Raw genomic sequence first — 24,575 nt, forward strand, 5'->3', positions numbered from 1 at the left:
CTGTGGGACCGGATGGCGTCGCGTTCCCGGAGCATCATCCGCGCCCCCCGGCACGCGACTATACGCCGCGGCGCTACTATCGGCACGCAGGTGAATTGGATCTGGAATTTGCACTGCACGATGTCGGCCCCGCGTCCGCATGGGCAAGGCAGGCGCAACCGGGACAATGGCTCGGCGTCGGCGGACCACGAGGCTCGCTGGTCATCCCAACCGGCTTCGACTGGCATTTACTGATCGGCGACGATACCGCACTACCGGCCATTGCGCGGCGGCTTGACGAGTTACCCGCCGATACTCGAGTGGCCACCGTGATTGAGGTGGCGGACGCGGCGTCGCGCATCGACCTCAAGACCCGTGCGCAACTGCATGCGGTGTGGTGCTATCGCGACTGCGCGGGGCCCGACGGCGGCGCGTTGTTACGCGCGGTACGGGATACGTACCTGCCGGACGGCGATGGCTACGTTTGGGTGGCGGCCGAGGCCAGCGTGGCGCGCGCAGTACGCCAGCACTTGGTGGAAGAGCGCAGTGTACCGAAGTTCCGGATCCGCGCGGCCAACTATTGGCGGCGCGGATCCGCAGCGGTGCACGAGACGATCGACGGTTGACGACCTGCATCGTGCCCTGCCCGATCAGCGTGCAATGGGCATGGCAGCGTCGACACCGGCGCCAAGGGCTCGCTGTGGCCACTGCCGCCACTCACGCGGTAGCCTTCGATGTAATGGCCAACAAGTGAAGTATCGGTGTAGGGAAGCGCTGCGCCCCTACAGCCCTTACATGCCGCGCGCGGTGCACGTCTCTATGTCGAGTACCTGCGCCACGCGTTGCACGATGGTTTCGGCCCATATTGCGCGTCCGTACCCTCGTAGCCCAATGCGCGGCAACAAGTTTTCCAGTTCGGCCAACCTATCGGCCCGCTTCATGCCACCCACGCCGGACAATACTTTGCGGTTTTTCTGCACAACTGGGCCTGTATTTTTCTTTTCAAATAGACTGCTCAGACCCCGTATTAATTTCCCAATTCAATAAAATTGTTTTTTGGGGAACAATGGCTAAACACGATTAATTAGAATACCCCCTCAACTATTGCGTCATTTAAAAACCAACCTCAAAAATTCTTACCTCAAAACCCTTACCCTCCTCCCATTTCCTTCTTTTCTCTTCGCGCAACCCCAAAAAAATATTTCCAGCAACTTGGTTAAAAGAATAGATTCTGTGTAGCGTAAAAAAATTTGCACGTTACTTTTCTTCTCGATACTATCCGCATACCTAAACAGTGACCAGATAAGCAAACAGCAGGCACCTTCCGCCGCCAAACATTAGGGTTAACGCGACGCTGCGTCACTGTTGCTTTTTCACCCCAATCAATATTCGTCAACCGCACAGACAACCTATTTATGAAGCGACATTTTTTGCAACGTTAACGATTAATTTAACTAACCAACTAAATTAATGGAGTCACTTGATGACTGCAATCCAAATCGGTATCGTGGGCCTGGGCGCACAGATGCAGGAAAACCTGCTACCCACGTTGCTGCAAATGCCCGATGTCCGCATCGTTGGCGTATGCGATATCACTACTCCTCGCGCCGCGCAAATTCATCGCTTCCTATCCGACGTTCCTGTCGCAAGCAGCGTCGATGAGCTATTCACGCTCGCCGCGCCCGACGCACTCGTGCTCGCATGCCCGCCCCAGGCACATCGCGACATTGCGTTACAAGCGATGCGCGCAGGCATCCATGTCTTCGTCGAAAAGCCCCCATGCTTCACACTTGACGAGCTCGAAGCACTCGTCCTAGCGAATCGCCAAAGCGGCGTCATAACAGGCGTCGGCATGAATTTCAAGTTCGCAAAGCCTATACGGCAGTTACGCAACATGACACGGGCTGCACCATTCGGTCGCACGTTGCACGTCCAGCTGAATCACTATGCGAGCAAGCCTCGGGAGCCGCTGTGGGGCCTAAACTCAACCCTGCGGTCATTCCTGCTCGCCCAGGCAATCCATACGATCGATCTGGGCATCACATTCGGTGACGGCAAGTTGACCGACATCAGGTCGCGAGTGCAGCGCTATGACGACTCGCTGATCGTCAATGCCGAACTGGTCTTTTCATCCGGCACGACAGCAAGCCTTTTGTGCGGCACGATGTTTCCGTACTTCGAGTTCGACATGAAGATCGTCAGCTCGACCTCGATGATGGTCGAACTCGACAACCTGTGGAACATCACAGTGCATGAACCTGAGCACGGCACACGCGCAGCTGGCACAGCAAAGCGCTGGCGCGGCGTGTGGCAGCCGGGCCCGCTCGATTCCGGATATGAGCGAAGCGGTTACTATGGCGAACTATTTGAATTCTTTGAAGCCGTCCGAAAGCGGGAAACGTTCAGCGCAAATTTCGAAAGCTTGCTGCCCACCTATCGTGTCATCGAACAGATTTGCGCTGTCGATTCGCAAAACATCGGCGTTGCACAAAACTTCGCACTGCCAACGCTTCACGCTACATCCACCACCAATCCAGGAGTCGTATCCAATGCCCTCTGATCTCACCGTCAACGCGTCGGCACCCGCGCGCCGCACGATCTCGGACAAATATCGCGCGACCTATCCGGAAGACGTTGACACGCTGCAGGCGACGCTCGCACGTTCACTATCGGGCACGAGCGACGTTGTGACCGAATACGAGCAAGCACTCAGCGGGTGGTTCGGTGCCCGGCATGCCGTCGCGTTGTCATCGGGCGGGGCCGCGCTAAGCGTCGCGCTGCATGCGGTTGGCGTCGAACCAGGCGACAACGTGCTACTCACGCCAAGCTGCCCCCTGTGCACAGTCTATCCGATCATCGCCGCGGGTGCGGTCCCCGTGTTTGTCGATACACGCGCGCACGGGTTCGGCGCCGATCCAGATTCCGTCCGTGCGAGCATGACGCCGCGCACGCGCGCGCTGATCGATATTCCAATGTGGGGTTATCCAACCGAAGTCGACGCGCTCCAAGCCATCACGCGCGAGCTAGGCATTAAACTGATCCTCGATCTCGCGCACTCGCATGGCACGACCCTACATGGCCAGCCGTTATCGCATTTCGGCGACGTGTCGTGCTTCAGCACACATGAGCGGAAGCTGCTCGCAACAGGTGAGGGAGGATTCCTGCTGACAGACGACGACGTTCTCGCAAAACGTAGCCGCGATTACAGCCGCTTCGGCAATCTGAACGGCAAGGACTTCGGCCTGAACTATAAGCTTGCGGCGCTACCCGCCGCGCTCGGCAAAAACCGGCTACGGTCGCTCGCCGCGCAGATCGACAAGCGTCGCGAGAATGCGCGTTACCTGCTCGAGCGTATCCATCATCCGCAAGTACGAGAGAAGACGATCGTTGCGGGCGGCGTGCCGAACTACTACTTTCTCAACCTCGAGCTGCGTTTTGCGGACAATGCAGCATTCATTGATTATCTCGACGATCTCGGCGTGCCGTCGGACATCAAACGATACGGCTGCAAGGCACTGTACGAGTTTCCCGCGCTCGAGCGGTATCGCACCGCGTGCCCAAACGCGCAGGCGCTGCTCGCCGGCATGACGACGATACCCGTGCATCCCGGCATCACGGTCGACGAACTCGACTACATCGCGGCCTGCATCAATCGGTATGAAGCGATATGACCACTCACGTCCCTCATGGCCGAGCGGCGCTCGAACGGCATTTCACCGCGTCAGGGCTGGTGATGAACCGGCATCGGCAGCTCCTGCTACTGCAGCATCGCAAATTCGGCGTGTGGCTCTATCCCGGCGGCCACATCGAGCGAACCGAGACGCCCGATCAGGCCGTGCTGCGCGAGATCGACGAAGAAACAGGCATTCGCGCGACGCTCGTCGGCAAGACGAATCCTCAGCTCGCCGATCCGAACGCGCACGTCACGGTGTTGCACCGGCCATATCAAGTGCTGTGCGAATTCATTGACGACACGCGTGAGCCACATTACCACATCGACCTCGTCTATCTGTGCGCAACCGCTGCCCGTACGTGCCCAGTCCAGCGGGAAAACGACCGTGCGCGCTTCTTCACATACGAGCAGACGAGCGGCTTACGCATGTTTCCGAACTTCCGGCGCCTCGTGCACCACCTATTCCGCGACGAAACTGCATGGCGCCTGGTGGACGACGAGGTGATTGCATGATGAACGCTACCGAAACGGCGCCGCGCCGGATCAACGAGACATGCGTGCACGACTCGCCGGAGGACATTGTCGAGCTGACGCGCGCACTGCACACAGGACTGTCGGGCACCGCGCAGATCGTCCAAGACTACGAGGCCGTGCTAGCCGCCACGTACGGCGTGCGGCATGTGATCGCCGTCTCGTCAGGCGCAGCTTCAGTCACCGCTGCGCTGTCCGGCATCAATTGGCGGCTGGGCGACGAGGTCGTCGTCGCGCCGACGTGTCCGATCTGCACGGTATTGCCTATCCTATCGCTCGGGCTGCGTCCCGTGTTCTGCGACGTCGCGCCGGACAGTTTCGGTCTCGACGAGGCGGATCTGCAGCATTGCATTGGCGAGCGGACCTGCGCGGTCATTGAGGTGCCGATGTGGGGGTATCCGAATCGGCTCGACCGAACGCGCGCGTTGCTGCAAGACCTCGGCGTGCCGCTGATTCAGGATCTCGCGCACGCGCATCTGACGAAACTCGACGGCATGTGGCTGCCGCACTACGGCGACATCAGCTGCTTCAGCACCCACCATTGCAAGTTCATGTCGACCGGCGAAGGCGGTTTCGTCATGACCGACGACGACGCGCGCGCGCAGCGCATTCGTGCGTACACGCGCTTGGGCAACCTGACGGGCGAAACGGTGGGCGTCAACCTGAAGCTCGGAGGGCTGCAGGCCGCGCTCGGGCTCTCTCGCGCGCGGCGGCTGCAGACTCACCTAGAAACACGATTGCGCAACCGGGAACGGCTGCTTGCACTGCTCGACAATCCGGCGTTCAGGGAGCTGCCGATTCCGCCGCGGGGCACGCCAAACGGCTACGCACTATTGTTGCAGGCGCTAGGGCACGACGGACGCCGTCTCGTCGACTACCAGCAGCGGCATGGAATTCCGTCCGACATTGGCAAGTACGACAACCGGCCGCTGTTTGAACTGCCGCTGCTCGCCGTTTATCGCCGGGCCTGCCCGAACGCCGCACGCCTGCTGCGATCGCTGACGACGGTGCCACTGCATCCTGACCTGGCCGACGACGAGCTGCATTACATTGCAGGGGTGCTCAATGACTACGCCGCACAATGACGTCACGGTTTCCGCCCGGCGTGCAAGCCATGCGGTCGTGATCGGCGGCAGCCTCGCCGGCTGCCTGACGGCGGCAGTACTCGCCCGCCGCTTTCAGCGCGTGACACTTGTCGAAAAGGGCGACTTCTTTGACGAGTTAGGACCGCGCCGCAGCGTGCCTCAAGAGCATCATGTCCATCTGTTGTTGCTGCGCGGCAAGCAAATCATTGAACGCATTTTTCCCGGGTTCCTGGCGGCACTGGAGCGCGACGGCGCGCTCGTCGCAGATCTCGGTCACGACGTCAAATGGTTCCAAGCGGGCCAATGGAAAAACCGGTATCGCAGCGGCATCCACGCACACTATTGCAGCCGAAGGCTCATCGACAATCAGTTGCGCCGCCACACCGCGCAAACGCCGGGCATCGAAGTCTCGTCCCGCTCGCGCGTAACACGCGTCAGTTTCGGAGGAACGAGCGGCATACGCGCGGTCAACGGCGTGTGGGTCGCCGACGATGCGACGCTCGATGAACGCTTCGTCGCGGCCGATTTCGTCGTCGATGCGAGCGGCCGTGGCACGCGCATGCCGGAATGGCTGCGCGAAGCGGGGTTCGGCAACGTCAAGACGAGCATTGTCAAGACCGAACTCGGTTATGCGTCACGTATCTATCGCCGCATCCCGGCCTTGGCCGCGCAATGGCAAGTGCTGCTCGTGCTGCCAAGCACACCCCAGCAACGCGCAATGGGCGTCATCAGCCCCATCGAGGCAGAACGCTGGATGGTCACTACAGGCGGTTGGTTCGGACACTTTCCCGGCAGCGATCCGGCTGATTTTCTTGACGCGCTCGCTTCGCTACCCGTGCCGGACATCTACAACGTGATCCGCGCGGCGGAGCCGCTGTCAGACGTCGCGACGTTCCGAATGCCAGGCAGCCGGCGCACGCACTATGACCGGATCGCACACTGGCCGGCCGGCTTGCTCGTCGTTGGCGATGCGCTAAGCAGCATGAATCCTTTATACAGCCAAGGGATGACGATCTGCGCGCTCGAAGCCGAATGCATTGATCGCCACGTCGATGCGGCACTCGCGGACACATCGGCGTGGCACAACGTGCAGCGAAGGCTGTGCGGGATCGTCGATGACGCGTGGCATATGGCGACGACCGAGGATCTCCGGTTTCCAGAGACGGTCGGCGAGCGTAACTGGCGCACGCGCTTGCACCATTGGTATGGTACGGGACTGGGACGCGTATCGGCCCACCACCGCCACACGCTCGAGACCCAGATCGGCGTGACGAATCTCGTGACGCCGCCAAGCCGGCTGTATTCGCCGGCAATTGCGACCCGTGTCGTGCTCGAAACCCTCCGGCACCGCTCACTCAAATGACACATTCCACTGATTTGATTCCCACGCGCATCGAACACATCGTGCTCGATTGGAACGGCACGTTAATCGACGACCTCGATCTCGCGGTACGCGCCGTCAATCGCTGCGGTGAGCGGTTTGGTGTCGTGCCGGTGACACGCGATCGTTATAGAGCATTGTTCGATTTCCCGATCGCCAGCTTTTATAAGACGCTCGGCTTCGACTTCGCGCGCACGCCATTTGCGACGATCGTCGAACACTATCTCGAATGCTTCGACGCAAACGTCGCGCAATGCGCGCTGCACGACGGCGTTTTCGACCTGCTCGGCACGGCGCGCGCGGCCGGCGTCGGCCTATCGATTCTATCCGCGTCGCATGGCGACATCCTGCGCGACACGCTCGACGCAAAAGGCCTGCACGGCCGTTTCGAACACGTTGTGGGCCTCTCGCACAACCGTGCGAGCAGCAAGTTGGACGAGGCGATACAACTGATGCGGACACTGGATGTGCGCCCAGACCGGACGCTGTATGTCGGTGACACGACGCACGATTACGACGTCGCGTGCGCGGTCGGCTGGCGACCCGTTCTCGTGTCGACGGGTCATCATGATGCCAGCCGGCTACTTCGCAGCGGCGCACCGGTGTACGGCGGGCTCGGCGAGTTGCTCAGACATCTGACGTGCAGGTGGTCGACCGACAGCAAAGATAGGAGCGTTGAACATGACTGATTTTCTCGATCCGGCAGTCCTCGCCGTGGTGGTGGCTGCCCTCACAATGCGCGCGATCGTCGCATTGTACTACCGCGACAGTACGCGGGTGCTTCGCCTGCTGCGCCTGCTGCCGCGGCTACAGGAGCGCAAGGAAAGCTATTACCGGCCCCTCGACGTGTGGCTCGCGCCGTTCCCGTTCATCTGGACCTGGCTAGACATCGCCGCAGCCGTGATGCTTGCGCAGCGGTGTCCGTGGCCCATCGCGTGGCTGGGCGTCGTGCTGTGGAGCGGTGGACGCATGCGCGCGCTGCAGGAGTTCGGCCACAACGCTGTGCATTTCGCGCTGTGCCGGCCGCACGCCTGGCAGTGGTGGCTGAGCGACATGTTCTACCAGTTTCCGATGTTCAAGCGCGACATGCACAGCCGCCATCAGACGCACACCGTCGAGCATCATCGTCATCCCAATCATCCCAAGCTCGACCCAAACCGGGCACGCGTCAAGGCAGGAGGCTACACGAGTGGACTTTCGCCGCTTGAGTTCTACGCGCGGCTGCTGTACCCGCTCACGCCGAAGGGCGCGTGGGCCAACATCACGACGATGGCGTGCAACAGCATGCTGAACCATTCGCGCGTGACCGCGGCCGCGCGCTTGATCGCGATTGCCGCGACGGCGGCCGTGCTGTACTGGACAGGCGGCTGCAAAGGCGTGGTATTCGGCTGGCTCACGCCGCTCATCACGTCGTATCCGGTGTTCGCGTGGATCTCGCTGTTGACGGAACACCGCTGGTTCGTGGACGGCCCGACGCGCGATCGGCTCGATCTCGAGTATCTCGCGGGCCGCCCAACAGACTATTTCGGATGGACCGGGTGGCTGGTGCGCGTGTTCATTACGCCGACCTCCGATGCCTATCACCTGGCCCACTCGCTATACCCAGGAGTGCGATGGAATTACTTGCCCGCAATTGACCGTCATCTGAAAGTCCACGAGCCGCGCTATACGGCGAATGCAAGCGAAGGTTTGCTGGTGCGCAACGGCAATGCGCCGAGTGCGCTGTCCGAACTGTACGACCGCCTGGTACAAACCCGGCGAGAATCATCGATACCCCAAACGGGAGGTGGAATGTGACGCACGAACAAACCCCGCGAATCGGCATCATTGGAGGGAGCAGCTTCCAAGATCTGGCCGGACTGCAGCACGTAGAAACCGTCGCACTCGACACGCCGTTCGGCACGCCGTCGTCGCCTGTCGTGCTCGGCACGCTCGGCGGCGTGCCGATCGCCTTCATCCAGCGGCATGGGCCCGGACACACGATCCCGCCATCGTTCATCAACGTCCGCGCGAACATAGCGGCGCTGCGTGCGCTGGGCTGTACGCAGCTGCTGTCGATGAGCGCGGTCGGCAGCCTGACACATGAAGCGCCGCCCGGCACGTTCGTATTGATCGACCAGTTCATTGACCGAACGATACAGCGCGACAAAACGTTTTTCGGGCAGCGCCTGGTCGGTCACGTGCCGTTCGGGGAACCGGTCTGCGCCCGGATGCGTGCAACGCTCGCCGACAGCGCGGCCGCGGTTGGCGTGGACGCGCGGCAACGCGGCACCTATGTCGTTATGGAAGGCCCGCAGTTTTCGACGCGAGCTGAATCGAACCTGTATCGCCAGTGGGGCGGCACGGTGATCGGCATGACGGCAATGCCGGAAGCGAAGCTCGCGCGGGAAGCCGAACTTTGCTATGCGCTCGTCGCGATTCCGACCGACTTCGATTGCTGGGGCGACGAGCACGACGCAGTGAACGCGACGCTCGTCTCTCAACGGATGCGCGACGTCAGCGCATCGGCAATCCGCCTTTTCACCGACGCAGTCACGCGGCTCGGCTCGCATCGCGGCGCGTGCCCGCACGGCTGCGACCGGGCGCTTGATACCGCGGTCATGACTGCGCCCGCTCACCGCGACCCTGCAATGATCGAACGCCTTGCGGCGGTTTCCCCCCGCGCGGCCGAATTGCTGTCTCAACGAACGGAGATGACGCTTTGAACAACGCTATTCCAACGCGCGATCGCATACGCATCAAAAAAGTCGAAGTGCTATCCAACAACTGGTACGTACTGCGCAAAATAACATTCGACTACCTGCGGCGTGACGGCGTGTGGCAAAGCCAGTCGCGCGAAATCTATGACCGCGGCAACGGCGCGACGATACTGCTCTACAACCGGGCGAAGAAAACCGTCATTCTGACCCGGCAGTTTCGCTTCCCAGCGTTCGTCAACGAACACGACGGGATACTGATCGAGACTTGCGCGGGTCTGCTCGACCGCGACGAGCCGTTAGCCTGCATCCAGAGGGAAACCGGAGAAGAGACCGGCTATCGGATTGAGCACGTGCAAAAAGTCTTTGAAGCGTTCATGAGTCCGGGTTCCGTCACGGAACGGCTCTATTTTTTCGTCGGCGAGTACTCCGATAAAGATCGCGTTGGCAACGGAGGCGGCGTCAAATCCGACGGTGAAGATATCGAAGTGCTTGAGCTTTCACTCAACCGGGCACTCGCCATGATCGATTCGGGCGAGATCGCCGACGGCAAGACGATCATGCTGCTGCAGTACGCGAAGCTTCATCGACTCATTGATTGACGCCATCATGGACGAACTGCTTGCCGTTAGTTCGATGGAGCACGCGGAGCTTGCCGAATTCGTCGACGGCATGTCGGCGCACGTCGGCGTGCCAATTCGCCTGCTGCGTTGGTCAACCGCCGAACTCGCCGAACGCCTGCGCGGTGGCAACGTGCCCGCGTGGGATCTGCTGCTCGGAACCGCCGCCACCGCGTTGCTCGATCTGGCGATCGTGAGGCAGCTCGAGCCGCTGGAGCGGATTGATTTTTCGGGCCTACCGCCCGGCGCCGTTGACGCCGAGTGCCGCTCGTTCAGTCCATCGGGCTTCGTTCCTGTTTTCTGCTACGACGCGACGACGCTTGCCGATCATCGGCTTACCGCCCCAACTTCGTGGGCAGCGTTGGCCGCGCCGATCTGGCGCAACCGCATCGCGTTACCTGATCCGGCACGATCCGGCGCCGGCTATCTCCATCTGAGCGCGCTCCTCGAATGTCGACCCGAGTCGGCGTGGCGAACGCTCGCCGTCGTCGCAAACTTGCATCCGTTGATCGGCGGATCGTCCACCGCGCCAATCGACGATGTACTCGCAGGACGCGCGTGGATCGCCGCCACTGTATCAACAGCGGCGACACGGGCGGCGCGCGCGCACCCGAGCTTACGATGGCTTATTCCGCTCGATGCCCGCCGTTACGAACACGAAGTGTTCGGCTGCCGCGCAGGCTCACCTCGGGTGGGGCTCGCGCAGCGGGCGCTTTCATGGATGCTATCCAGCGACGCGGTGGCAATCGCGCGGCGCTATGGCAAAGTCGTGCTCGATCATGCACCGGAGCGGAATGAAACGATGCAAGGCTTGGCCGCACTGAACATAGCCGACGCCGGTCGCTCAAAGCGCGACCGTACCGTGCAATGGCACGCGCTATTTACCCAGCAGGCTCACTATGATTGAGTGGCCCACAAGTGAAACCGATGCCGCCAGCTCGTCCGTCCACGATGCTCACCGTCCATGGGCGATCTATCTGATGTTCGGCTTATACGGTTTGCAACAGGGAATGCTCGGGCCCGCGATGCCGTTCGTACGTGCCGAATTGAACTTTGATCTGCGCGCCGTCGGTTTGCACTTTGCCGCTTACGCGCTCGGACTCGCGTCGATCCGCCTGCCATACCGCTGGCTCAGACATCGGCGATTGCCCACTGGCATCGGGCAAATCTCGATTCTGTCGGTTGTCGTGGCCAGCGGCCTGTTCGCCATCGCGCGTGCGTTGCCGATCACGCTGCTCGCCGGCGCGCTAATGGGCATTTCAGGCGGGCTCTTGATAACCACCGGCCAAGCCAAGCTCGGGGCGCGCTATCGAGAGCGCGCCGCCGCAAGACTCGTCGAAGCACACGTAGCTGCCGGCCTATGCGTACTCGGCGGTGCGCTGCTGATCAGCGGTTCGACGTCGCTCGGTTGGTCGTGGCGCGCGGCCCCGATCGCCGTAGCGGTCGCTGCGCTACTGCTCGCCGCGTTACCGTTCGCCGCATACCGTCGAGACGAGCCGGGCGTGCACGCGGCGCACATGTCCGCACCGGCGCCGGATACCGAAAATTTTCCCCGCATGCTGCGATTTAGCCTTTGGGCGCTAGTGATCTTGGCCATTACAGCCGAATGGGGTGTCGGATTCTGGGGCGCCGAATATTTAAAGGAAAGAGTCACGGGCAGCGCCGCGACGGCCGCGGCGTTGATGACCGTGTACTTCGGCGGCACCGTGTGCGGGCGACTGGCCAGCAGCTACCTATTGCGGGTGATACAGCCGCTCACGCTGCTCGTAGCCCTCACACTTGGCGCGGTCGTCGCATTCGCCGCGCTACACGCGATGCACAGTATAGGGATTGCGGCGTGCGTCATGGCTGTGCTCGGCGTATGCCTTGGCAACTTCTTCCCGTTGATCCTTGGCGCGGCCATACGCACGGCGCCCGACGCGAGTGCGTCGCTGAGCGCACGCGCTTCGCAGGCGGTCGGCATCGCGTTGTTGGCCACACCGTTGCTGCTCGGCATTTTATCGCAAGAGATCGGGATACAGGCTTCATTCGCCACGTTAATCGCGTATCCGCTGTTAATGCTGCCACTCTTACCGATCCTGCGCACCTACGCAAAAGCCGACCACCGCGGCACAACGAATGGAGGCCCTGTCCAATGACCACGCTAACCCTACTGTTTGATCTAGACGGCACGTTGGTCAACACCGACGCGCTGCACCTAAACGCCTACAATACACTGCTCGCGCGCTGGAACCGGTCGATCGATATCGACTACTACAAGAGGCACGTAATGGGCTTTCCGGACGAGATGATTTTCGACAGGCTGTTTCCTGGCATGCCAGCCACGGAATATATGGAGCTGGCGAGCCAAAAGGAGCAACTGTTTCGCGCGCAGCTTGGGGATAGGCTGACCCCGACCGCCGGCACACAGCGCCTTTTCGACTTCGCGGACCGGTTCGACATCCGGATCGCTGTCGTGACGAACGCGCCACGCAGCAATGCAACGATGATGCTGAACGCGCTCGGACTCGCCACACGATTCGACACGCTCGTGGTCAGTAGCGAACTGACGCACGGAAAACCGCATCCGCTGCCCTATACGACGGCGCTGGAACGGCTGGGCAGAAACGCCACCCATGCATTCGCATTCGAGGATTCGACAGCGGGTGTGCGTTCCGCAAGTTCGGCCGGTATCTTTACGTTCGGGATGTTGACCGCATTAAGCGAAGACAGGCTTCGGGAAGCCGGAGCACACAATGTGATTCGGAATTTCGAAGATCAACGCCTTTGGGATCGGTTAACACACCAACTCAACGCACAGCACAACGTTGCCAGCCGGTGAATTGCGATCGGCACGACCAACTCGTTCACCGCCCCGGCAAAGCACCTGGGGACGAGCACAACCTGACACTGACCGAGTCATACCGAGTTGGATTTTGCCAGTCCATGCAATGGCTCCAGCAGGAGGCAACTCACAACGGAATTGGAATTACCAGTTGCCGTTTTTTAATGAACTGCCTATACTGGAAATGCCGCTGAAAACAGCAGCGGTCGGGTGTGGAAACCCGGGAAATACAGGCGCACAGAAGCCGCGCCGTCTTACGATTCGCGGCTTTTTTGTGCGTAACGTCTGGCACGTCTATGGCGGGCCGGGCGGGGCCAGCTTCGGCTGGGCCGGTTCCTGTATCCCGGTTTCCACCCTCGTTCGGTCTGCCACCCTTTCCGTGGAAAGAAAGGGGAGCGGGTAAAAACCGTGATACAGGAGCCAGGCATGGATATTCCAACTCTTGGCGTTTGTCCGTCCGAATATCGCTGTCCGCATGTTCGTCGAACGCTGCTGCTTCCTTTCCCCCGTCTTTGCGCGTTTTGTGCGTCACCTGTTGCCTTTAAACGGGTATCGAGCTATTTGGCCATAGCGCACCGAGCCGCGCAGCCACCGTAAGAGAGTGAAATCCTCCACCACTGCGACAAACTCAGCGGACGCGCTGCGCAACCGCTAGAACTATCAATCTAACAGCGTAAACGCCTTTTCCGCTTCTGCTCACATCGTGCCTATTGGCGCGAGGGGATGTGTTTTGCCCAAAGCAAGGAGAAGGTGCATGGCCCGCGTCGCTCCAACGACGCAGGCCAACAGATACCGTGGTGGATCAAGGATTTTACGTCATTGCCATGGATCCGGCGCACGTGCGCTTCGTGGTGCCGCCGGTCGTACTTTCTAAACGAGAAGGCATAGGACTATGGCTGGCCGTCACGAGTCTGACCGTCACCGCGTTTCTCATGCGCCTTGACTTCGGCATCGTGGTCTTACTGAGCGAGGCGTGGACGGCCTGGCGGTGGCTGCGTCGGTTTGAGCCGGCCATGACCGAAAGCCAATTCAGCATCAGTGCGGCGGGGATCGTGTGGTTCGGCTCGAAATCGGGGCCCGCCCTTATTGCAATGCACCAGATAAGTCGCATTTGCCTGGTTGCGCCGCACAGGCGCCGCGTTGTCCTGCTGTCGCTACGCGCCACCTCCAGTGAGCCGCAAGCCTTGCCATGGCGGCGTCCCAATCGCAGGCATCTGGCCAAATGGGGCATCGTGGTCGAGGCGGATGGGCTCGATTATGCTATCGCACAGGGTCTATCTCGCCATACCGCCGTTCGTCTGGCGCGGGCAGTACGACGGGCACTGCATGCCGCGCTACGAGATGGGCATTGGGTTTGCCGCTCTTCTCATGCCGATATGTCGCGTATTGAGCACTGCTCAAAATATTAGCACGCCAGCTCAACGCGCAGCGCGACGTTGCCAGCTGGCGGCCGGCCGCCGATGCGGCGCCCTGGCTTTGCCCAACCGCCAAGTTTGACGCGATCGGTCATCGTCGCGCTGAAAAATAGTGCAAACCGACCTACGTTTGATAAAAGGGGTTTTCGGAATTTCGTCATGCTGCTGCGCACGCTCCGCAAGTTGTGTTTCGGGTGGATTCTCACCGCACTGGCTGCCGGTGCCGTGCCAGCGCCCGCGCCAGTCGTGCTGATCCCCGTCAGCGGTGCGATCGGTCCCGCGAGCGCCGATTTTATCGAGCGCGGGCTGGCTCGAGCGGCCAGCCTGCACGCGCAGTTGGCCGTAATCGAGTTGGATACGCCCGGCGGATTAGATCCGTCGATGCGCCAAATCATCAAGGCAATGCTCGCCTCGCCGGTCCCGGTGGTGACATTCGTCGCCCCGGCTGGCGCACGGGCCGCTAGCGCGGGAACCTATATCCTATACGCCAGCCACATCGCCGCGATGGCGCCCGGCACCAACCTCGGTGCCGCCACACCAATCCAACTCGGCATTGGCGGCGAGCCATCGCCACCGGGACCGGATAGCGACACCGCAACGGATACGCCCGGGAGCCGGTCCGCCGAGGCGGCCAGCGGCGCCGCGACAGCCGCGGCCGAGCCGACATCGTCGCCTACGCGATCCATCGGCGTGCCGGACGACCCGCGCCGCACCGGGGCACACAAGCAGATGCAGGACGCGGCCGCCTACATTCGCAGTCTGGCCCAGTTGCATGGCCGAAACGGCGAGTGGGCCGAGCGCGCGGTACGCGATGCGGTCAGCCTGCCGGCGAGCGAGGCGCTATCGCGCCACGTGATTGACGTGGTGGCCGGCGACCTGGATGCGTTGCTCGCGCAACTCGACGGCAGATGGGTCAGTACCGCGCACGGGGTGCGTACGCTGCAGACCGCCCATGCTCCTGTCGTGCGAATCGCCCCCGACTGGCGCACCCGTCTACTCGCCGTGATCACCAACCCGAATGTCGCGCTGATCCTGATGGCGATCGGCATGTACGGGTTGTTCTTTGAGTTCGCCAATCCGGGTTTCGTGCTACCCGGGGTGGCGGGCGCAATCAGCTTGCTGGTGGGGTTGTTCGCGCTGCACATGCTGCCGGTCAACTATGTCGGATTGATCCTGATACTGCTGGGCGTTGCCTTCTTGATCGCCGAAGCGTTCCTGCCAGCATTCGGCTCGCTCGGCTTTGGCGGAATCATCGCGTTCAGCATCGGCGCATTGATGCTGATCGACACAGAGGTCCCCGGCTTCGGCATCCCGCTGCCGTTGATCATCGCGCTCGCGTTGCTCAGCGCGACATGCTTCATCGCGATTTCCAGCGTTGCACTGCGCGCACGCCGGCGTCCGATCGTCGCGGGCGCCGAGACGTTGGTCGGCAGCACCGGCGTCATGCTTAGTGAGTTGGCGCCGTCCCACGCCAGCGACGGCGCCTCGGACACGGGCGAGGCGTCGAACGGCTGGGCTCGAATCCAAGGCGAGCAGTGGCGCGTGCGCAGCGATCATGCACTGCCCGGCGGCGCGCCCGTACGTGTGACGGGGCGGCATGGTCTGACACTGAGCGTTGTACCGGCGGCAGCGCCGCCCAAACCAGGAGAACATTCATAATGGATTTGACCTTCGGCTTCGCCGGCTTCGTTGTGCTGCTCGTGGCGATCCTTGTCGCAGCGATCCGAGTATTCCGCGAATATGAACGCGGCGTGGTCTTCATGCTGGGCCGCTTCTGGCAAGTCAAGGGGCCGGGCCTCGTGTTGATCATTCCCGGCGTTCAGCAGCTCGTCAGGATCGATCTACGTACCGTCGTGCTGGACGTTCCGTCGCAAGACCTGATTACGCACGATAACGTATCGGTCAAGGTCAACGCGGTCGTGTACTTCCGCGTCGTCGATCCGGAAAAAGCGGTAATCCAGGTCGCACGCTACCTGGAGGCCACTAGCCAGTTGGCACAGACTACGCTGCGCTCGGTGCTCGGCAAGCACGAACTCGACGAGTTGCTGGCCGAGCGCGAGAAGCTCAACGATGATATCCAGAAGGTGCTCGATGCGCAGACGGACGCATGGGGCATCAAGGTCTCCAACGTCGAGATCAAGCACGTTGACCTGAACGAGTCGATGGTGCGCGCCATCGCGCGGCAAGCCGAGGCCGAGCGCGAACGCCGCGCCAAGATCATTCACGCGGAAGGCGAGTTGCAGGCATCGGAGAAGCTACTGCAGGCGGCGCAGATGCTCGCCCGACAGCCGCAGGCGATGCAATTGCGCTACCTGCAGACGCTAACCAGCATCGCCGGTGACAAAACCTCGACGATTGTGTTTCCCGTCCCGATAGACTTGGTCGACGCATTGGCCGCCACCGCGCGCAAGTCCGGCAGCTAGCCGGCAAGACGCGGACCAGGAAAATCCAGCGCCGATCTTTAGAAGGACCGGCTGGTGGCACGGCATAGATAGCGGCCGTGCCAGCCTGCGCGTGTCATCCCCTCGCGGTGTGGTGTTATCGTTGCCGCCCGCGCTGCGCTCCGGTATGGTGTCCCCATGCTCACTGCACTGATGAACGTTGCGCGTGCCCGCAGCGTACCGTGAAATGCCTGATACCACTGAATCCGTCCATGAGCCGATCCGCACCGACGTACTGATCATTGGTGCCGGGCCGGTCGGGTTGTTCGCCGCCTTCGAGGCCGGCGTGATTGGACTAACGTGTGAGGTCGTCGACACGCTTGCGCAGATCGGCGGCCAATGCACCGAACTGTATCCAGACAAGCCCATTTTCGATATTCCGGCGATTCCAGTCTGCACCGCGCGCGAACTGGTCGAGCGGCTCGCCGAGCAATGTCGCCCGTTCAACGTGCCGATCCGTCTGGGTCAGCGCGTGGTCCATGTCGAGCAACGCGAAGACGGCCGCTGGCGCGCTCGCACGGAGCAGCAACTGGAGTTCGATGCCGCGGCGATCTTGATCAGCGCAGGCAATGGCGCGTTCGTGCCGCAACGACTGGCGCTGCCCGACGCGGCCTCGCTGGAGGGCCGCCATCTGCACTACGCGGTGCGCAACCTCGATGACTTTGCGGGTCGGCGCGTAGTCGTGGCGGGCGGCGGAGACTCAGCGCTCGATTGGGCGCTCGCGCTGCGCCACATCGCCCAGCATGTGACGCTCGTACACCGGCGCAACGCATTCCGTGCAGCGGACTCGACCGTCGAACAGTTGCGCCGCGCCGCTGACGCCGGCGAGCTCGATATCGTGACGGGCACGATCACGGCATTGCGCACCGAGCACGGCGTGTTGCAGGCGGTGGATATCACACAGATCGGCGCGCAAACAAGCGTACCGGCGGAACATGTCATCGCGCTATATGGACTAGTCGCCGATTTGGGACCCATCGCGCAGTGGGGCATGGAGATTCGCGCGGGACGCATCGCGGTGGACACGTCCAACTACGAAAGCTCGCGCCCGGGCCTGTTCGCGGTCGGTGACATCGCGATATACCCGAACAAACAGAAGCTGATCCTGTCTGGCTTCCACGAGGCCGCGCTGGCGCTGCGCAAGATATACGGCTACGCGCATCCGGAACGCAAGCGCGTGCACGTCCACTCCAGCTACGATCCCACGTTGTCGGAGAAGATCCTCGGCACGCCGGCCGCGTCGGCGTAAGCCCCCCGCTGCACACCGACGCCCGCGCGCGCCGTCACCGCGCCGGGCGTGGGCCTTGCCGTCTTAGAAGTAATGTGTTGCTTGTGAGCCTGTCGAGATTCAGTTCCAGTAGCGCCCGCAGCTTCGCGACGCAAACGATGAAGTAGTCTTGGAAACCGCGATCAATAATCGAGCCCATAGGTAATTCCTCCGTTTTTAACGGAGTCCGAAAATAGAAGCTATGCGGCCATGGCCGGCTGCTGTTTTAGCGTCAATCCGCCCAGAGCCATGTTTGGGCGGATCTGGCTGTCCGTGAATCTCGACTTCTTCATTTTGTAGAACCCCTCAACGATAAAATTCTACTTCTATTCACGCTGGATTCTCGGGAGAATTATCAAATGGTCTCTCGCGCGCTCTGCGCAAACTCGGCCGCATCGAACGCACGCTTTTGCTGATTGACTGGCTGCTCGATCCAGCCTTGCGGCAACGCGTCACCGCCGCACTCAGCAAGGGCGAGGCTCGCAATACGTTGGCCCGCGCCGTGTGCTTCAACCAACTCGACAAGCTACATGATCCCCGTACGAACTGCAGCGCCATCGCACCAGTGGCTTGAACCTTGCCGTCGCGGCGAGAGCCAATGGGGAATTGGCGTTCCCACATCCGCCCCCCAAATGCGATGCTCTCCGTGAAGTTCCGCAGCCACTGGCGACTGAACTGCTGCCGCTAGCAGAAATTAAGCTGAACTGTGACGAAAACACGACCTATTCGATCGTCTGCCGTGCCTCGCCCGGTCGGGGACGCATTCGCGATCGCGCGCCGGAGTCAGCGCGCCGGAACAAGCTTGCATGCCAATTCCATAAGTAGTAACATACCTACATTAAACGAGCGGCTTGGAGACATGCCATGACGATCACCACGCTATCGAGCCGGGAACTGAATCACGACGTGACCCGGGCCAAGAAGGCAGCCAACAACGGGCCGGTGTTCATTACCGATCGCGGCAAGCCTGCCCACGTACTCTTAAGCTTTGAGGCCTATCAAAAACTCACGCAACAGCGCCGCAATATTGCGGACACGCTTGCCATGCCCGGCGTGGAAGACATCGAGTTCAATCCGCCACGTGCTAATGTTCAAACGCGGCCGGCTGATCTGACTTGATGTACGTACTCGATACCAATGTTGTGTCCGAGTTACGCAAGGTTCGGGCGGGCAAGGCTGATGCCAATGTCACGGCATGGACTACCAGCGTGGATGCGGGTTGGCTTTTTGTGTCCGCTATTACCATCATGGAATTGGAAACGGGTGTCTTGCAAATCGAGCGGCGCGATGCCGATCAGGGCAGGATACTACGAGCTTGGATAGAGCATCACGTCCTGCCCGAGTTTGCAGACCGCGTTTTACCGATTGATATTCGTGTGGCGCAGCGCTGCGCCCGATTGCATGTACCCAACCGGCAATCAGAGCGAGACGCATTGATTGCTGCCACAGCGCTGGTACACGGGATGACGGTGGTCACTCGTAACGTGGCGGATTTTGCCGCGACCGGCGTCAATCTTCTGAATCCTTGGATGGACACGTAGCCTGAGGTGCTTGTACCTTTTACCCAAACGCTGAGAAACCGTGCCGATAGCCGCTACAGTGCCGCAGACGCCCCAGACCCAATGGCCACGATGAAAACGCCTCGGATTGCCCCGCGACGGCTTGACGCCTTTGCCCACCACGCTCGACGAGGTGCTCGACAAGTGGGCGTATGAAAGGGGTGTCAAGAATCGACTTCTCTCGTCCTGGCGCCCACCGATAACGCGAAGAAGGAGTCGTTCAACGGGCGCTTGCGTGAGGAATGCCTGGTCTGGCTAGCGCTGCGCAACGTCGTTGCCAAATGAATTCCGGATACGTCCTTCACCACTTGAATGTAGACGGTGGACTGGCATCACCCTGTCCGACTCGCGAAAGATCCCCCGGATAAACGAAGCATGCGGGTTCAGCTGCTGGTTAATGTGCCCGATTTCTGAGCCAAGGCACACTGTCCTGGATTCGCGCCCGGGCCGGTTCAGAGAACTGGTTGGCTTCCATAAAGCGGGTGATTTCACCCTTCGCTATATTCCATTGACGATCGTTTAAATTATTTAGCCAACCCGCGCCCCGAAGTCTGCTAAGCACATTGCATAAGGCAGCTTCACCCGCGCCATTCAGTAGACTCAAGCCCTGCTGCCAGACCCACTTTACCAGTGCATCGTCTAAACTGTAGGCATACATTAGTAGGCCGAGTGCGACCTGCGCGCGCTGCGCTGGCAGTACGCGCAGCAATGCCGGCTCTAGTAACTGGAGTTCGTGTGCGTGATACTCGCTCGGTAAACTCGTCAACCCCTCTGGAAGACCGCGTAGCGCAACGCCCAACTGCTCGTCAGGCAGTGACAGCGCCACATCACGCAGCTGCGTGTACGGTGCGAGCCGCTCCGCTTGCGGCAAAACCCATATGAAACTTGCTAACATGCCAACTGATGCGCCTTGCACAGAAGGCGGTAACTGCAACGCGTGTCCGAATAACACCGCATACAGTTCAGGGCGGGGGTCGTCGCTTTCACGAAAGTGAATCATTCGCAGACACAATACTGGGATCAGCTCCGCTTGCTCGGACACCCTCAAGGATGCAAGCCGAGCCACGAGCGCCTGATAACGCTCGACAAACTCAGGTGAGCCAAACAATAAGGATCCCAAACTCTCAGCTAGCTCCGTCCAGACATTCTCCTCTTCGGGCGCACGCCGCTGCGCCATCGCATAAGCGAAGTCGAATAATTCATCGCGATGGCTCCAATGAAAATCGCGCAATGAGTGCAACAACAGCGCTTTTTGTATCTGCACGCCATCCTTCGGAATGCGCTGCGCCGCCGCGTATATGCGCTTGAAGGCTTCGCCTTGCTCGCGATACGGCAACGCTTCCAAATGTTGGCGCAACGCCTCAAGCGGCTCGACATGCTGCGCCGGATCGGCGAGCGTGCCATCCATCTCATTGAGCAGTTGGTTGACCGACGCAAGACTGGCGACTTGGTTGGCTCGTTGCCAGTAGCGGTAGACTACGCGCCGACTGTGCATCGCATGATACGTACGACGATCGACTGCTGAAAAATTTCCCACGTCTTGAACGGGCACGTAGTCACCGATCTGCTGAATCAGTTCAAGCGGCAGGCCATGATATGTCGTGGGCCGGCTAGCCAACGGGTTCGCCAGCCCACCGCTTGCTGGTTTCAATGTCGGCGGGGGGGCCGACGCAGCAGTTTGTGGGTACAACTCCAACGCACATATGTAGGCTTGGTAGTCGTTCAAAGCGGCATTCAGATCAAAGTCCATCGGTAAGCTCGGCAGTTTATAAGAAAACGGCGCAATACGAAGCGAAGCCGCACAGTAGGTTAGCTAAAAGCGGGAAGCTGAGTACAGCGATGAACTGTGACCGCCATGTTCTTGGCGGATAGTGCAATGCCAATATGCGGAAGTTGTTACGTCGTCTGTTGGCAACGCACACTTTTAAAGAAAAATGGAGGCCCCGACGGACCGGCGCGAAGCGCTGGAAGTGCTGCCTCGGCGGGGGCTATCGCAACGCAAGGCATGTTGCTATCTGGGGCTGGGTCGTCGGGTGGCAACCTATACGCTTAAGCAACCACAGAAGAATCGGAGCGTGAGCGAGCGACTGATTGCGGCCGCTCAGGAAGTGCCGCGTTTGGGCTACCGGCGGATGTCGGTCTGGCTGGCGCTGGGCGAATCACACGTGCGGCGAATGTGGCGAGCGTTGCAGCTCAACAGCGACTGATGCGGCTGTACGGCAAGCCAGCGTTCATTCGGTCTGACAATGGCGCCGAATTTACCGCTGCAAGGTCATGCAGCTGGCTGCAAGATGCAGCAATCGGCCCGGCCTCCATCGCGCCCGGCAGTGCGTGGTAAAACGGGTTTGTCGAAAGCGGCTCTGCCTCCCGGAGACAGCACGGTGAATTCACCGTGCCTTTACCATGCCGTGACACTGTGACCGTGCTAGGCGGAACGACATGCACGGCAGGCTACGTCAGGCAGCGGGCCACGTGGAAACGCATTGTGGACTCCTCCGGCTCCGCGCCTCTGGCCGGTTGCGCAACGCTGACAATCGTGCCGCCCGTCGCCGACGGCGTCAGCAGGATTACCCAGCTACCCCGCCCGATGTCCAACTCCGTCGTCTCGCCACTGCGTGACGCGCGCACGTTCGGCAGGCGTTCGCGCAAGCAGGCACTGATATCGCGCATGGAGCGCAGCGAAGACACATAGATCAGCGGCTTGTCCTGCGCGAGCGGCGACGCGTCATGTCCGCCGTTTGTCGCACTCGAGCATCCGGCCATGCTGAGCACTGTCGCAAATGTGAAACAACACCGGCGGATAAATGCGGAGTGGGAGGGTTTTCGCATAAGGCTGTTCCGAAAACTTTCTTTTTACGGCATAATCCGAGTCGTCGAAAGCCTGAACTTCTTTAAAAAGGAAACTTCTTCGCAATCGACACTGCGGTTCCGAGACGTTATAGGCGATTTGAGCAAACCAAAAGCGTCGAACCGAAAAAAAAGCCGGCACGAAGCCGGCTGAAGGGCTCTGGTCTTATTCCGAGGGCTTAACCAGAACCTGAGACTAATGCGAGGCGTGCCTCGCACAGGGCCGCAATTATCGCATATAAGCACTGGCACGTGACAAATTCCGCCCGCCAGTGCTTATTTTTTCGCAAAATCGTTGACTGCATCGGCTTTTAGCTCGCGCTGAGCAATTCAACTCCCATACCGAATTCCGAATTGGATTCGTTATCGGTGGCGTTGCGCGTGCGTGAGTTGACGCAGCGCCACGGGACCGGCGAATCAATCCGAACTCAGCCGCGCAATGGTGCACTTCAGCCTGCTGTGGCACGAGAAACCGGCAACACAAGCAATCATGGCCGCCGAGTTGACCAAGGCGCTCGCCTAGCACAACGCGTCGATCGTGCTCCGGTAGCCAGGGACCATCGCGAACGCGAACGACAGATCAGCATTCCTAGTGAGCAGCGGTCTTCGAAAAGCCGTTCATCAACACGACGCCGGCGACGATGAACCCCATGCCGGTCACCGCCGGCCAATCGAGCCGCTGATCGTAGACGAAGAACGCAACCAGCGAAATCAATACAATGCCGACTCCCGACCAGATCGCATAGGCAATGCCGACCGGCACCGAACGCAACGTCAGGGACAGGCAGTAGAACGCGACCGCGTAGCCGAGCGCAGTGATCACCGACGGCAGCAGCCGCGTAAAACCATCGGACGCCTTGAGCGCCGACGTGCCGATCACTTCGGCGACGATTGCAATCGCGAGATACAAGTAGGCAAGCATAGGTGGACATCGCTACGGCAACGACCACGATTATACGCATGCGCGCGATGCGCGAATGAATGTTGCGCGACTTCGGCACGCCGGTGAAACTGGGCTCCGATACGCACGCGCAGAGGGCCTGCGAAAGTCTGGCGAAGAACGCGCGGTGCCTGGCCGGCTATGACAAGCGTCTGCCGCGCCCAAAGCTAGCGCCAGCGCTCACGCGCTTCTCGCGACGCTTCCTGAGATAGGGGCGTGACAATGGCGGTGGCTTGCGCCAGTTCCCCAATAAACCGAGCAGAACGGCGCACGATCCGTGCCGAACCGGGTAAAATCCGGCGCGAACGGGGCAGGCAGCAGCAAACTATGCTACCTTTGCGGATATTTTGGCGCGCGCAGTCGCCATAGTGACGCCTGGGCGCGCCATCGTGACTGCGCGCAGTCAATCCTCACGTTTTATTGCACACCGAGGAGCCCGTGGGCATCGCCGAACCCATCGAAGCACATCACGCTATGACCAGCCAGCAGGCCGCGTCGGGCAGTTCATTTTATGCCGCGATGCGCATCCTGCCGCGCGCGCAGCGCGAAGGTATGTACGAAATTTATTCGTTCTGCCGACAGGTCGACGATATCGCGGACAGCGGTGCGTCGCGCGAGAGCCGGCTGGCCGCGCTCGAGCAATGGCGTACCGCGATCGCCGCCTTGTACGCCGGCAATGCAAGCCCGCAACTGGCCACGCTCGCGCGCGTCGCGCAGCAATTCTCGCTGCGGCAAGACGATTTCATCGCGGTGATCGACGGCATGGAGATGGACGTGCTCGACACCATTGTCGCGCCGGATCGCGATACGCTGGACCTGTATTGCGACCGCGTCGCCAGTGCGGTGGGCCGCTTATCGGTGAGGGTTTTCGGGATGCCGGACGACGACGGCCGGCAGCTCGCGCACCATCTCGGACGGGCGCTGCAGTTGACCAACATCCTGCGGGATATCGACGAGGATGCCGATATCGGCCGCGTCTACCTGCCGCGCGACACGCTCGCGGCAGCCGGCATCGTGCACCTCACGCCTGACGCGGTCCGCGCCGCGTCGCTCGACCGCGCCTGCGCGCCACTGGTTGCCGACGCGCGCGAGCACTTTGCACAAGCCACCACGATCATGGCACGGTATCCGCGCCGCGTGGTCATTGCGCCGCGCATCATGGCGCAAGCCTATCACGCGTTATTCGCGCAGTTGGTCCGGCGCGGCTTCGCTGCGCCGCGTGAGCGCGTGCGCGTGTCGCGTGCGCGCCTCATGCTGGCCGTTGCCAGACACTGGCTGTTCTGATCATGCGGCCGGCCCGCCGCCGGCCGTACGCCG

24 protein-coding genes and 3 pseudogenes are annotated in these 24,575 nt (G+C 61.0%); 23 read left to right on the plus strand and 4 right to left on the minus strand.

The genetic code is table 11. The features are described from left to right. Nucleotides 1–605, plus strand: a 605-nt coding sequence (locus KPG66_RS15690; RefSeq protein ID WP_237071406.1) for a siderophore-interacting protein, incomplete at its 5' end; no start/stop codon positions are given. 165 nt (nt 606–770) lie between these two features. On the opposite strand, the gene KPG66_RS15695 is transcribed toward KPG66_RS15690, so the two are convergent. Beyond that, nucleotides 771–959: a hypothetical protein gene (locus KPG66_RS15695; protein ID WP_237071407.1), complete on the minus strand. Its 189-nt coding sequence runs from the start codon at nt 957–959 to the stop codon at nt 771–773. 503 nt (nt 960–1,462) lie between these two features. Here KPG66_RS15695 and KPG66_RS15700 point away from each other — a divergent pair. From KPG66_RS15700 to KPG66_RS15795, 20 genes and pseudogenes are all read left to right on the plus strand, one after another. Further along, nucleotides 1,463–2,539, plus strand: a complete 1,077-nt coding sequence (locus KPG66_RS15700) for a Gfo/Idh/MocA family protein (protein ID WP_237071408.1) — start codon at nt 1,463–1,465, stop codon at nt 2,537–2,539. Next, nucleotides 2,529–3,650 (plus strand): DegT/DnrJ/EryC1/StrS family aminotransferase, encoded by a 1,122-nt coding sequence (locus KPG66_RS15705; RefSeq protein ID WP_237071409.1) that lies wholly within the window; start codon nt 2,529–2,531, stop codon nt 3,648–3,650. Before KPG66_RS15700 ends, KPG66_RS15705 begins: the two co-directional genes overlap by 11 nt. Then, entirely contained in the window at nt 3,647–4,165 is a 519-nt protein-coding gene (locus KPG66_RS15710; protein ID WP_237071410.1) for an NUDIX hydrolase, read from the plus strand. The genes KPG66_RS15705 and KPG66_RS15710 overlap by 4 nt, the downstream gene beginning before the upstream one ends. Further along, complete coding sequence (locus KPG66_RS15715) at nt 4,165–5,268, plus strand: DegT/DnrJ/EryC1/StrS family aminotransferase (RefSeq protein WP_237071411.1); 1,104 nt, start codon at nt 4,165–4,167, stop codon at nt 5,266–5,268. The genes KPG66_RS15710 and KPG66_RS15715 overlap by 1 nt, the downstream gene beginning before the upstream one ends. Continuing rightward, complete coding sequence (locus KPG66_RS15720; RefSeq protein ID WP_237071412.1) at nt 5,249–6,631, plus strand: NAD(P)/FAD-dependent oxidoreductase; 1,383 nt, start codon at nt 5,249–5,251, stop codon at nt 6,629–6,631. The genes KPG66_RS15715 and KPG66_RS15720 overlap by 20 nt, the downstream gene beginning before the upstream one ends. Next, the gene (locus KPG66_RS15725) at nt 6,628–7,338 is read left to right on the plus strand and encodes an HAD family hydrolase (RefSeq protein WP_237071413.1); all 711 of its coding nucleotides are present in this window, start codon (nt 6,628–6,630) and stop codon (nt 7,336–7,338) included. Before KPG66_RS15720 ends, KPG66_RS15725 begins: the two co-directional genes overlap by 4 nt. Then, nucleotides 7,331–8,446, plus strand: a complete 1,116-nt coding sequence (locus tag KPG66_RS15730; protein WP_237071414.1) for a fatty acid desaturase family protein — start codon at nt 7,331–7,333, stop codon at nt 8,444–8,446. The genes KPG66_RS15725 and KPG66_RS15730 overlap by 8 nt, the downstream gene beginning before the upstream one ends. Then, nucleotides 8,443–9,354 carry an S-methyl-5'-thioadenosine phosphorylase gene (gene mtnP / locus KPG66_RS15735; RefSeq protein ID WP_237071415.1) on the plus strand — a complete coding sequence of 304 codons (912 nt, stop codon included), beginning with the start codon at nt 8,443–8,445 and terminating at the stop codon, nt 9,352–9,354. The genes KPG66_RS15730 and mtnP overlap by 4 nt, the downstream gene beginning before the upstream one ends. An 8-nt stretch (nt 9,355–9,362) precedes the next feature. Further along, on the plus strand, nt 9,363–9,947 hold the full coding sequence (gene nudK / locus KPG66_RS15740; RefSeq protein ID WP_442929457.1) for a GDP-mannose pyrophosphatase NudK: 585 nt from the start codon (nt 9,363–9,365) through the stop codon (nt 9,945–9,947). A 7-nt stretch (nt 9,948–9,954) separates the two neighbouring features. Next, a complete protein-coding gene (locus KPG66_RS15745) occupies nt 9,955–10,872 on the plus strand; it encodes an ABC transporter substrate-binding protein (RefSeq protein WP_237071417.1) in 918 nt (305 codons plus the stop codon). Continuing rightward, complete coding sequence (locus KPG66_RS15750; RefSeq protein WP_237071418.1) at nt 10,865–12,103, plus strand: MFS transporter; 1,239 nt, start codon at nt 10,865–10,867, stop codon at nt 12,101–12,103. Before KPG66_RS15745 ends, KPG66_RS15750 begins: the two co-directional genes overlap by 8 nt. After that, nucleotides 12,100–12,786, plus strand: coding sequence for an HAD family hydrolase (locus tag KPG66_RS15755; RefSeq protein WP_237071419.1), 687 nt, complete (start codon nt 12,100–12,102; stop codon nt 12,784–12,786). Before KPG66_RS15750 ends, KPG66_RS15755 begins: the two co-directional genes overlap by 4 nt. An 827-nt stretch (nt 12,787–13,613) precedes the next feature. Continuing rightward, entirely contained in the window at nt 13,614–14,198 is a 585-nt protein-coding gene (locus tag KPG66_RS15760; protein WP_041754867.1) for a hypothetical protein, read from the plus strand. 165 nt (nt 14,199–14,363) lie between these two features. Then, complete coding sequence (locus KPG66_RS15765) at nt 14,364–15,863, plus strand: NfeD family protein (RefSeq protein WP_237071420.1); 1,500 nt, start codon at nt 14,364–14,366, stop codon at nt 15,861–15,863. Next, nucleotides 15,863–16,627, plus strand: a complete 765-nt coding sequence (locus tag KPG66_RS15770; protein ID WP_237071421.1) for a slipin family protein — start codon at nt 15,863–15,865, stop codon at nt 16,625–16,627. The genes KPG66_RS15765 and KPG66_RS15770 overlap by 1 nt, the downstream gene beginning before the upstream one ends. Nucleotides 16,628–16,832: 205 nt before the next feature. After that, nucleotides 16,833–17,894, plus strand: a complete 1,062-nt coding sequence (locus KPG66_RS15775; RefSeq protein WP_041754868.1) for an NAD(P)/FAD-dependent oxidoreductase — start codon at nt 16,833–16,835, stop codon at nt 17,892–17,894. A gap of 376 nt (nt 17,895–18,270) precedes the next feature. Further along, nucleotides 18,271–18,503 (plus strand): annotated as a pseudogene (locus tag KPG66_RS15780) (Tn3 family transposase); the annotation flags it as partial. A gap of 273 nt (nt 18,504–18,776) precedes the next feature. After that, nucleotides 18,777–19,031: a type II toxin-antitoxin system prevent-host-death family antitoxin gene (locus KPG66_RS15785; RefSeq protein WP_013428844.1), complete on the plus strand. Its 255-nt coding sequence runs from the start codon at nt 18,777–18,779 to the stop codon at nt 19,029–19,031. Next, the gene (locus KPG66_RS15790; RefSeq protein ID WP_013428845.1) at nt 19,028–19,453 is read left to right on the plus strand and encodes a type II toxin-antitoxin system VapC family toxin; all 426 of its coding nucleotides are present in this window, start codon (nt 19,028–19,030) and stop codon (nt 19,451–19,453) included. Before KPG66_RS15785 ends, KPG66_RS15790 begins: the two co-directional genes overlap by 4 nt. Before the next feature lie 154 nt (nt 19,454–19,607). Then, nucleotides 19,608–19,720, plus strand: a pseudogene (locus KPG66_RS15795) (integrase core domain-containing protein); the annotation flags it as partial. A gap of 145 nt (nt 19,721–19,865) precedes the next feature. Here KPG66_RS15795 and KPG66_RS15800 read toward each other — a convergent pair. Next, on the minus strand, nt 19,866–21,221 hold the full coding sequence (locus KPG66_RS15800) for a hypothetical protein (RefSeq protein ID WP_237071422.1): 1,356 nt from the start codon (nt 21,219–21,221) through the stop codon (nt 19,866–19,868). Between the two features lie 178 nt (nt 21,222–21,399). Between KPG66_RS15800 and KPG66_RS15805 the strand changes: the two are divergent. Continuing rightward, nucleotides 21,400–21,806, plus strand: a pseudogene (locus KPG66_RS15805) (hypothetical protein); the annotation flags it as partial. 116 nt (nt 21,807–21,922) lie between these two features. Here KPG66_RS15805 and KPG66_RS15810 read toward each other — a convergent pair. Both KPG66_RS15810 and KPG66_RS15815 read right to left on the minus strand, forming a co-directional pair. Next, nucleotides 21,923–22,300 carry a hypothetical protein gene (locus KPG66_RS15810; RefSeq protein WP_237071423.1) on the minus strand — a complete coding sequence of 126 codons (378 nt, stop codon included), beginning with the start codon at nt 22,298–22,300 and terminating at the stop codon, nt 21,923–21,925. 607 nt (nt 22,301–22,907) lie between these two features. After that, entirely contained in the window at nt 22,908–23,240 is a 333-nt protein-coding gene (locus KPG66_RS15815) for a DMT family transporter (protein ID WP_237071424.1), read from the minus strand. Between the two features lie 456 nt (nt 23,241–23,696). On the opposite strand from KPG66_RS15815, the gene hpnD reads away from it, so the two are divergent. Then, a complete protein-coding gene (gene hpnD, locus KPG66_RS15820; RefSeq protein WP_442929456.1) occupies nt 23,697–24,542 on the plus strand; it encodes a presqualene diphosphate synthase HpnD in 846 nt (281 codons plus the stop codon). Nucleotides 24,543–24,575 lie beyond the last annotated feature (33 nt).

Origin of the sequence: Mycetohabitans sp. B2, assembly GCF_021733735.1 — a bacterium.
In the GTDB taxonomy this organism is placed as follows: Bacteria; Pseudomonadota; Gammaproteobacteria; order Burkholderiales; family Burkholderiaceae; genus Mycetohabitans; species Mycetohabitans rhizoxinica.

Excerpts from the sequence above, each read along its gene's own strand:
- KPG66_RS15700 (WP_237071408.1), top strand. The coding sequence starts at position 1,463 with ATGACTGCAATCCAAATCGGTATCGTGGGCCTGGGCGCACAGATGCAG.
- KPG66_RS15705 (WP_237071409.1), top strand. The coding sequence starts at position 2,529 with ATGCCCTCTGATCTCACCGTCAACGCGTCGGCACCCGCGCGCCGCACG.
- KPG66_RS15710 (WP_237071410.1), top strand. The coding sequence starts at position 3,647 with ATGACCACTCACGTCCCTCATGGCCGAGCGGCGCTCGAACGGCATTTC.
- KPG66_RS15715 (WP_237071411.1), top strand. The coding sequence starts at position 4,165 with ATGAACGCTACCGAAACGGCGCCGCGCCGGATCAACGAGACATGCGTG.
- KPG66_RS15720 (WP_237071412.1), top strand. The coding sequence starts at position 5,249 with ATGACTACGCCGCACAATGACGTCACGGTTTCCGCCCGGCGTGCAAGC.
- KPG66_RS15725 (WP_237071413.1), top strand. The coding sequence starts at position 6,628 with ATGACACATTCCACTGATTTGATTCCCACGCGCATCGAACACATCGTG.
- KPG66_RS15730 (WP_237071414.1), top strand. The coding sequence starts at position 7,331 with ATGACTGATTTTCTCGATCCGGCAGTCCTCGCCGTGGTGGTGGCTGCC.
- KPG66_RS15745 (WP_237071417.1), top strand. The coding sequence starts at position 9,955 with ATGGACGAACTGCTTGCCGTTAGTTCGATGGAGCACGCGGAGCTTGCC.
- KPG66_RS15750 (WP_237071418.1), top strand. The coding sequence starts at position 10,865 with ATGATTGAGTGGCCCACAAGTGAAACCGATGCCGCCAGCTCGTCCGTC.
- KPG66_RS15755 (WP_237071419.1), top strand. The coding sequence starts at position 12,100 with ATGACCACGCTAACCCTACTGTTTGATCTAGACGGCACGTTGGTCAAC.
- KPG66_RS15760 (WP_041754867.1), top strand. The coding sequence starts at position 13,614 with ATGGATCCGGCGCACGTGCGCTTCGTGGTGCCGCCGGTCGTACTTTCT.
- KPG66_RS15765 (WP_237071420.1), top strand. The coding sequence starts at position 14,364 with ATGCTGCTGCGCACGCTCCGCAAGTTGTGTTTCGGGTGGATTCTCACC.
- KPG66_RS15770 (WP_237071421.1), top strand. The coding sequence starts at position 15,863 with ATGGATTTGACCTTCGGCTTCGCCGGCTTCGTTGTGCTGCTCGTGGCG.
- KPG66_RS15775 (WP_041754868.1), top strand. The coding sequence starts at position 16,833 with ATGCCTGATACCACTGAATCCGTCCATGAGCCGATCCGCACCGACGTA.
- KPG66_RS15785 (WP_013428844.1), top strand. The coding sequence starts at position 18,777 with ATGACGATCACCACGCTATCGAGCCGGGAACTGAATCACGACGTGACC.
- KPG66_RS15800 (WP_237071422.1), bottom strand. The coding sequence starts at position 21,221 with ATGGACTTTGATCTGAATGCCGCTTTGAACGACTACCAAGCCTACATA.
- KPG66_RS15810 (WP_237071423.1), bottom strand. The coding sequence starts at position 22,300 with ATGCGAAAACCCTCCCACTCCGCATTTATCCGCCGGTGTTGTTTCACA.
- KPG66_RS15815 (WP_237071424.1), bottom strand. The coding sequence starts at position 23,240 with ATGCTTGCCTACTTGTATCTCGCGATTGCAATCGTCGCCGAAGTGATC.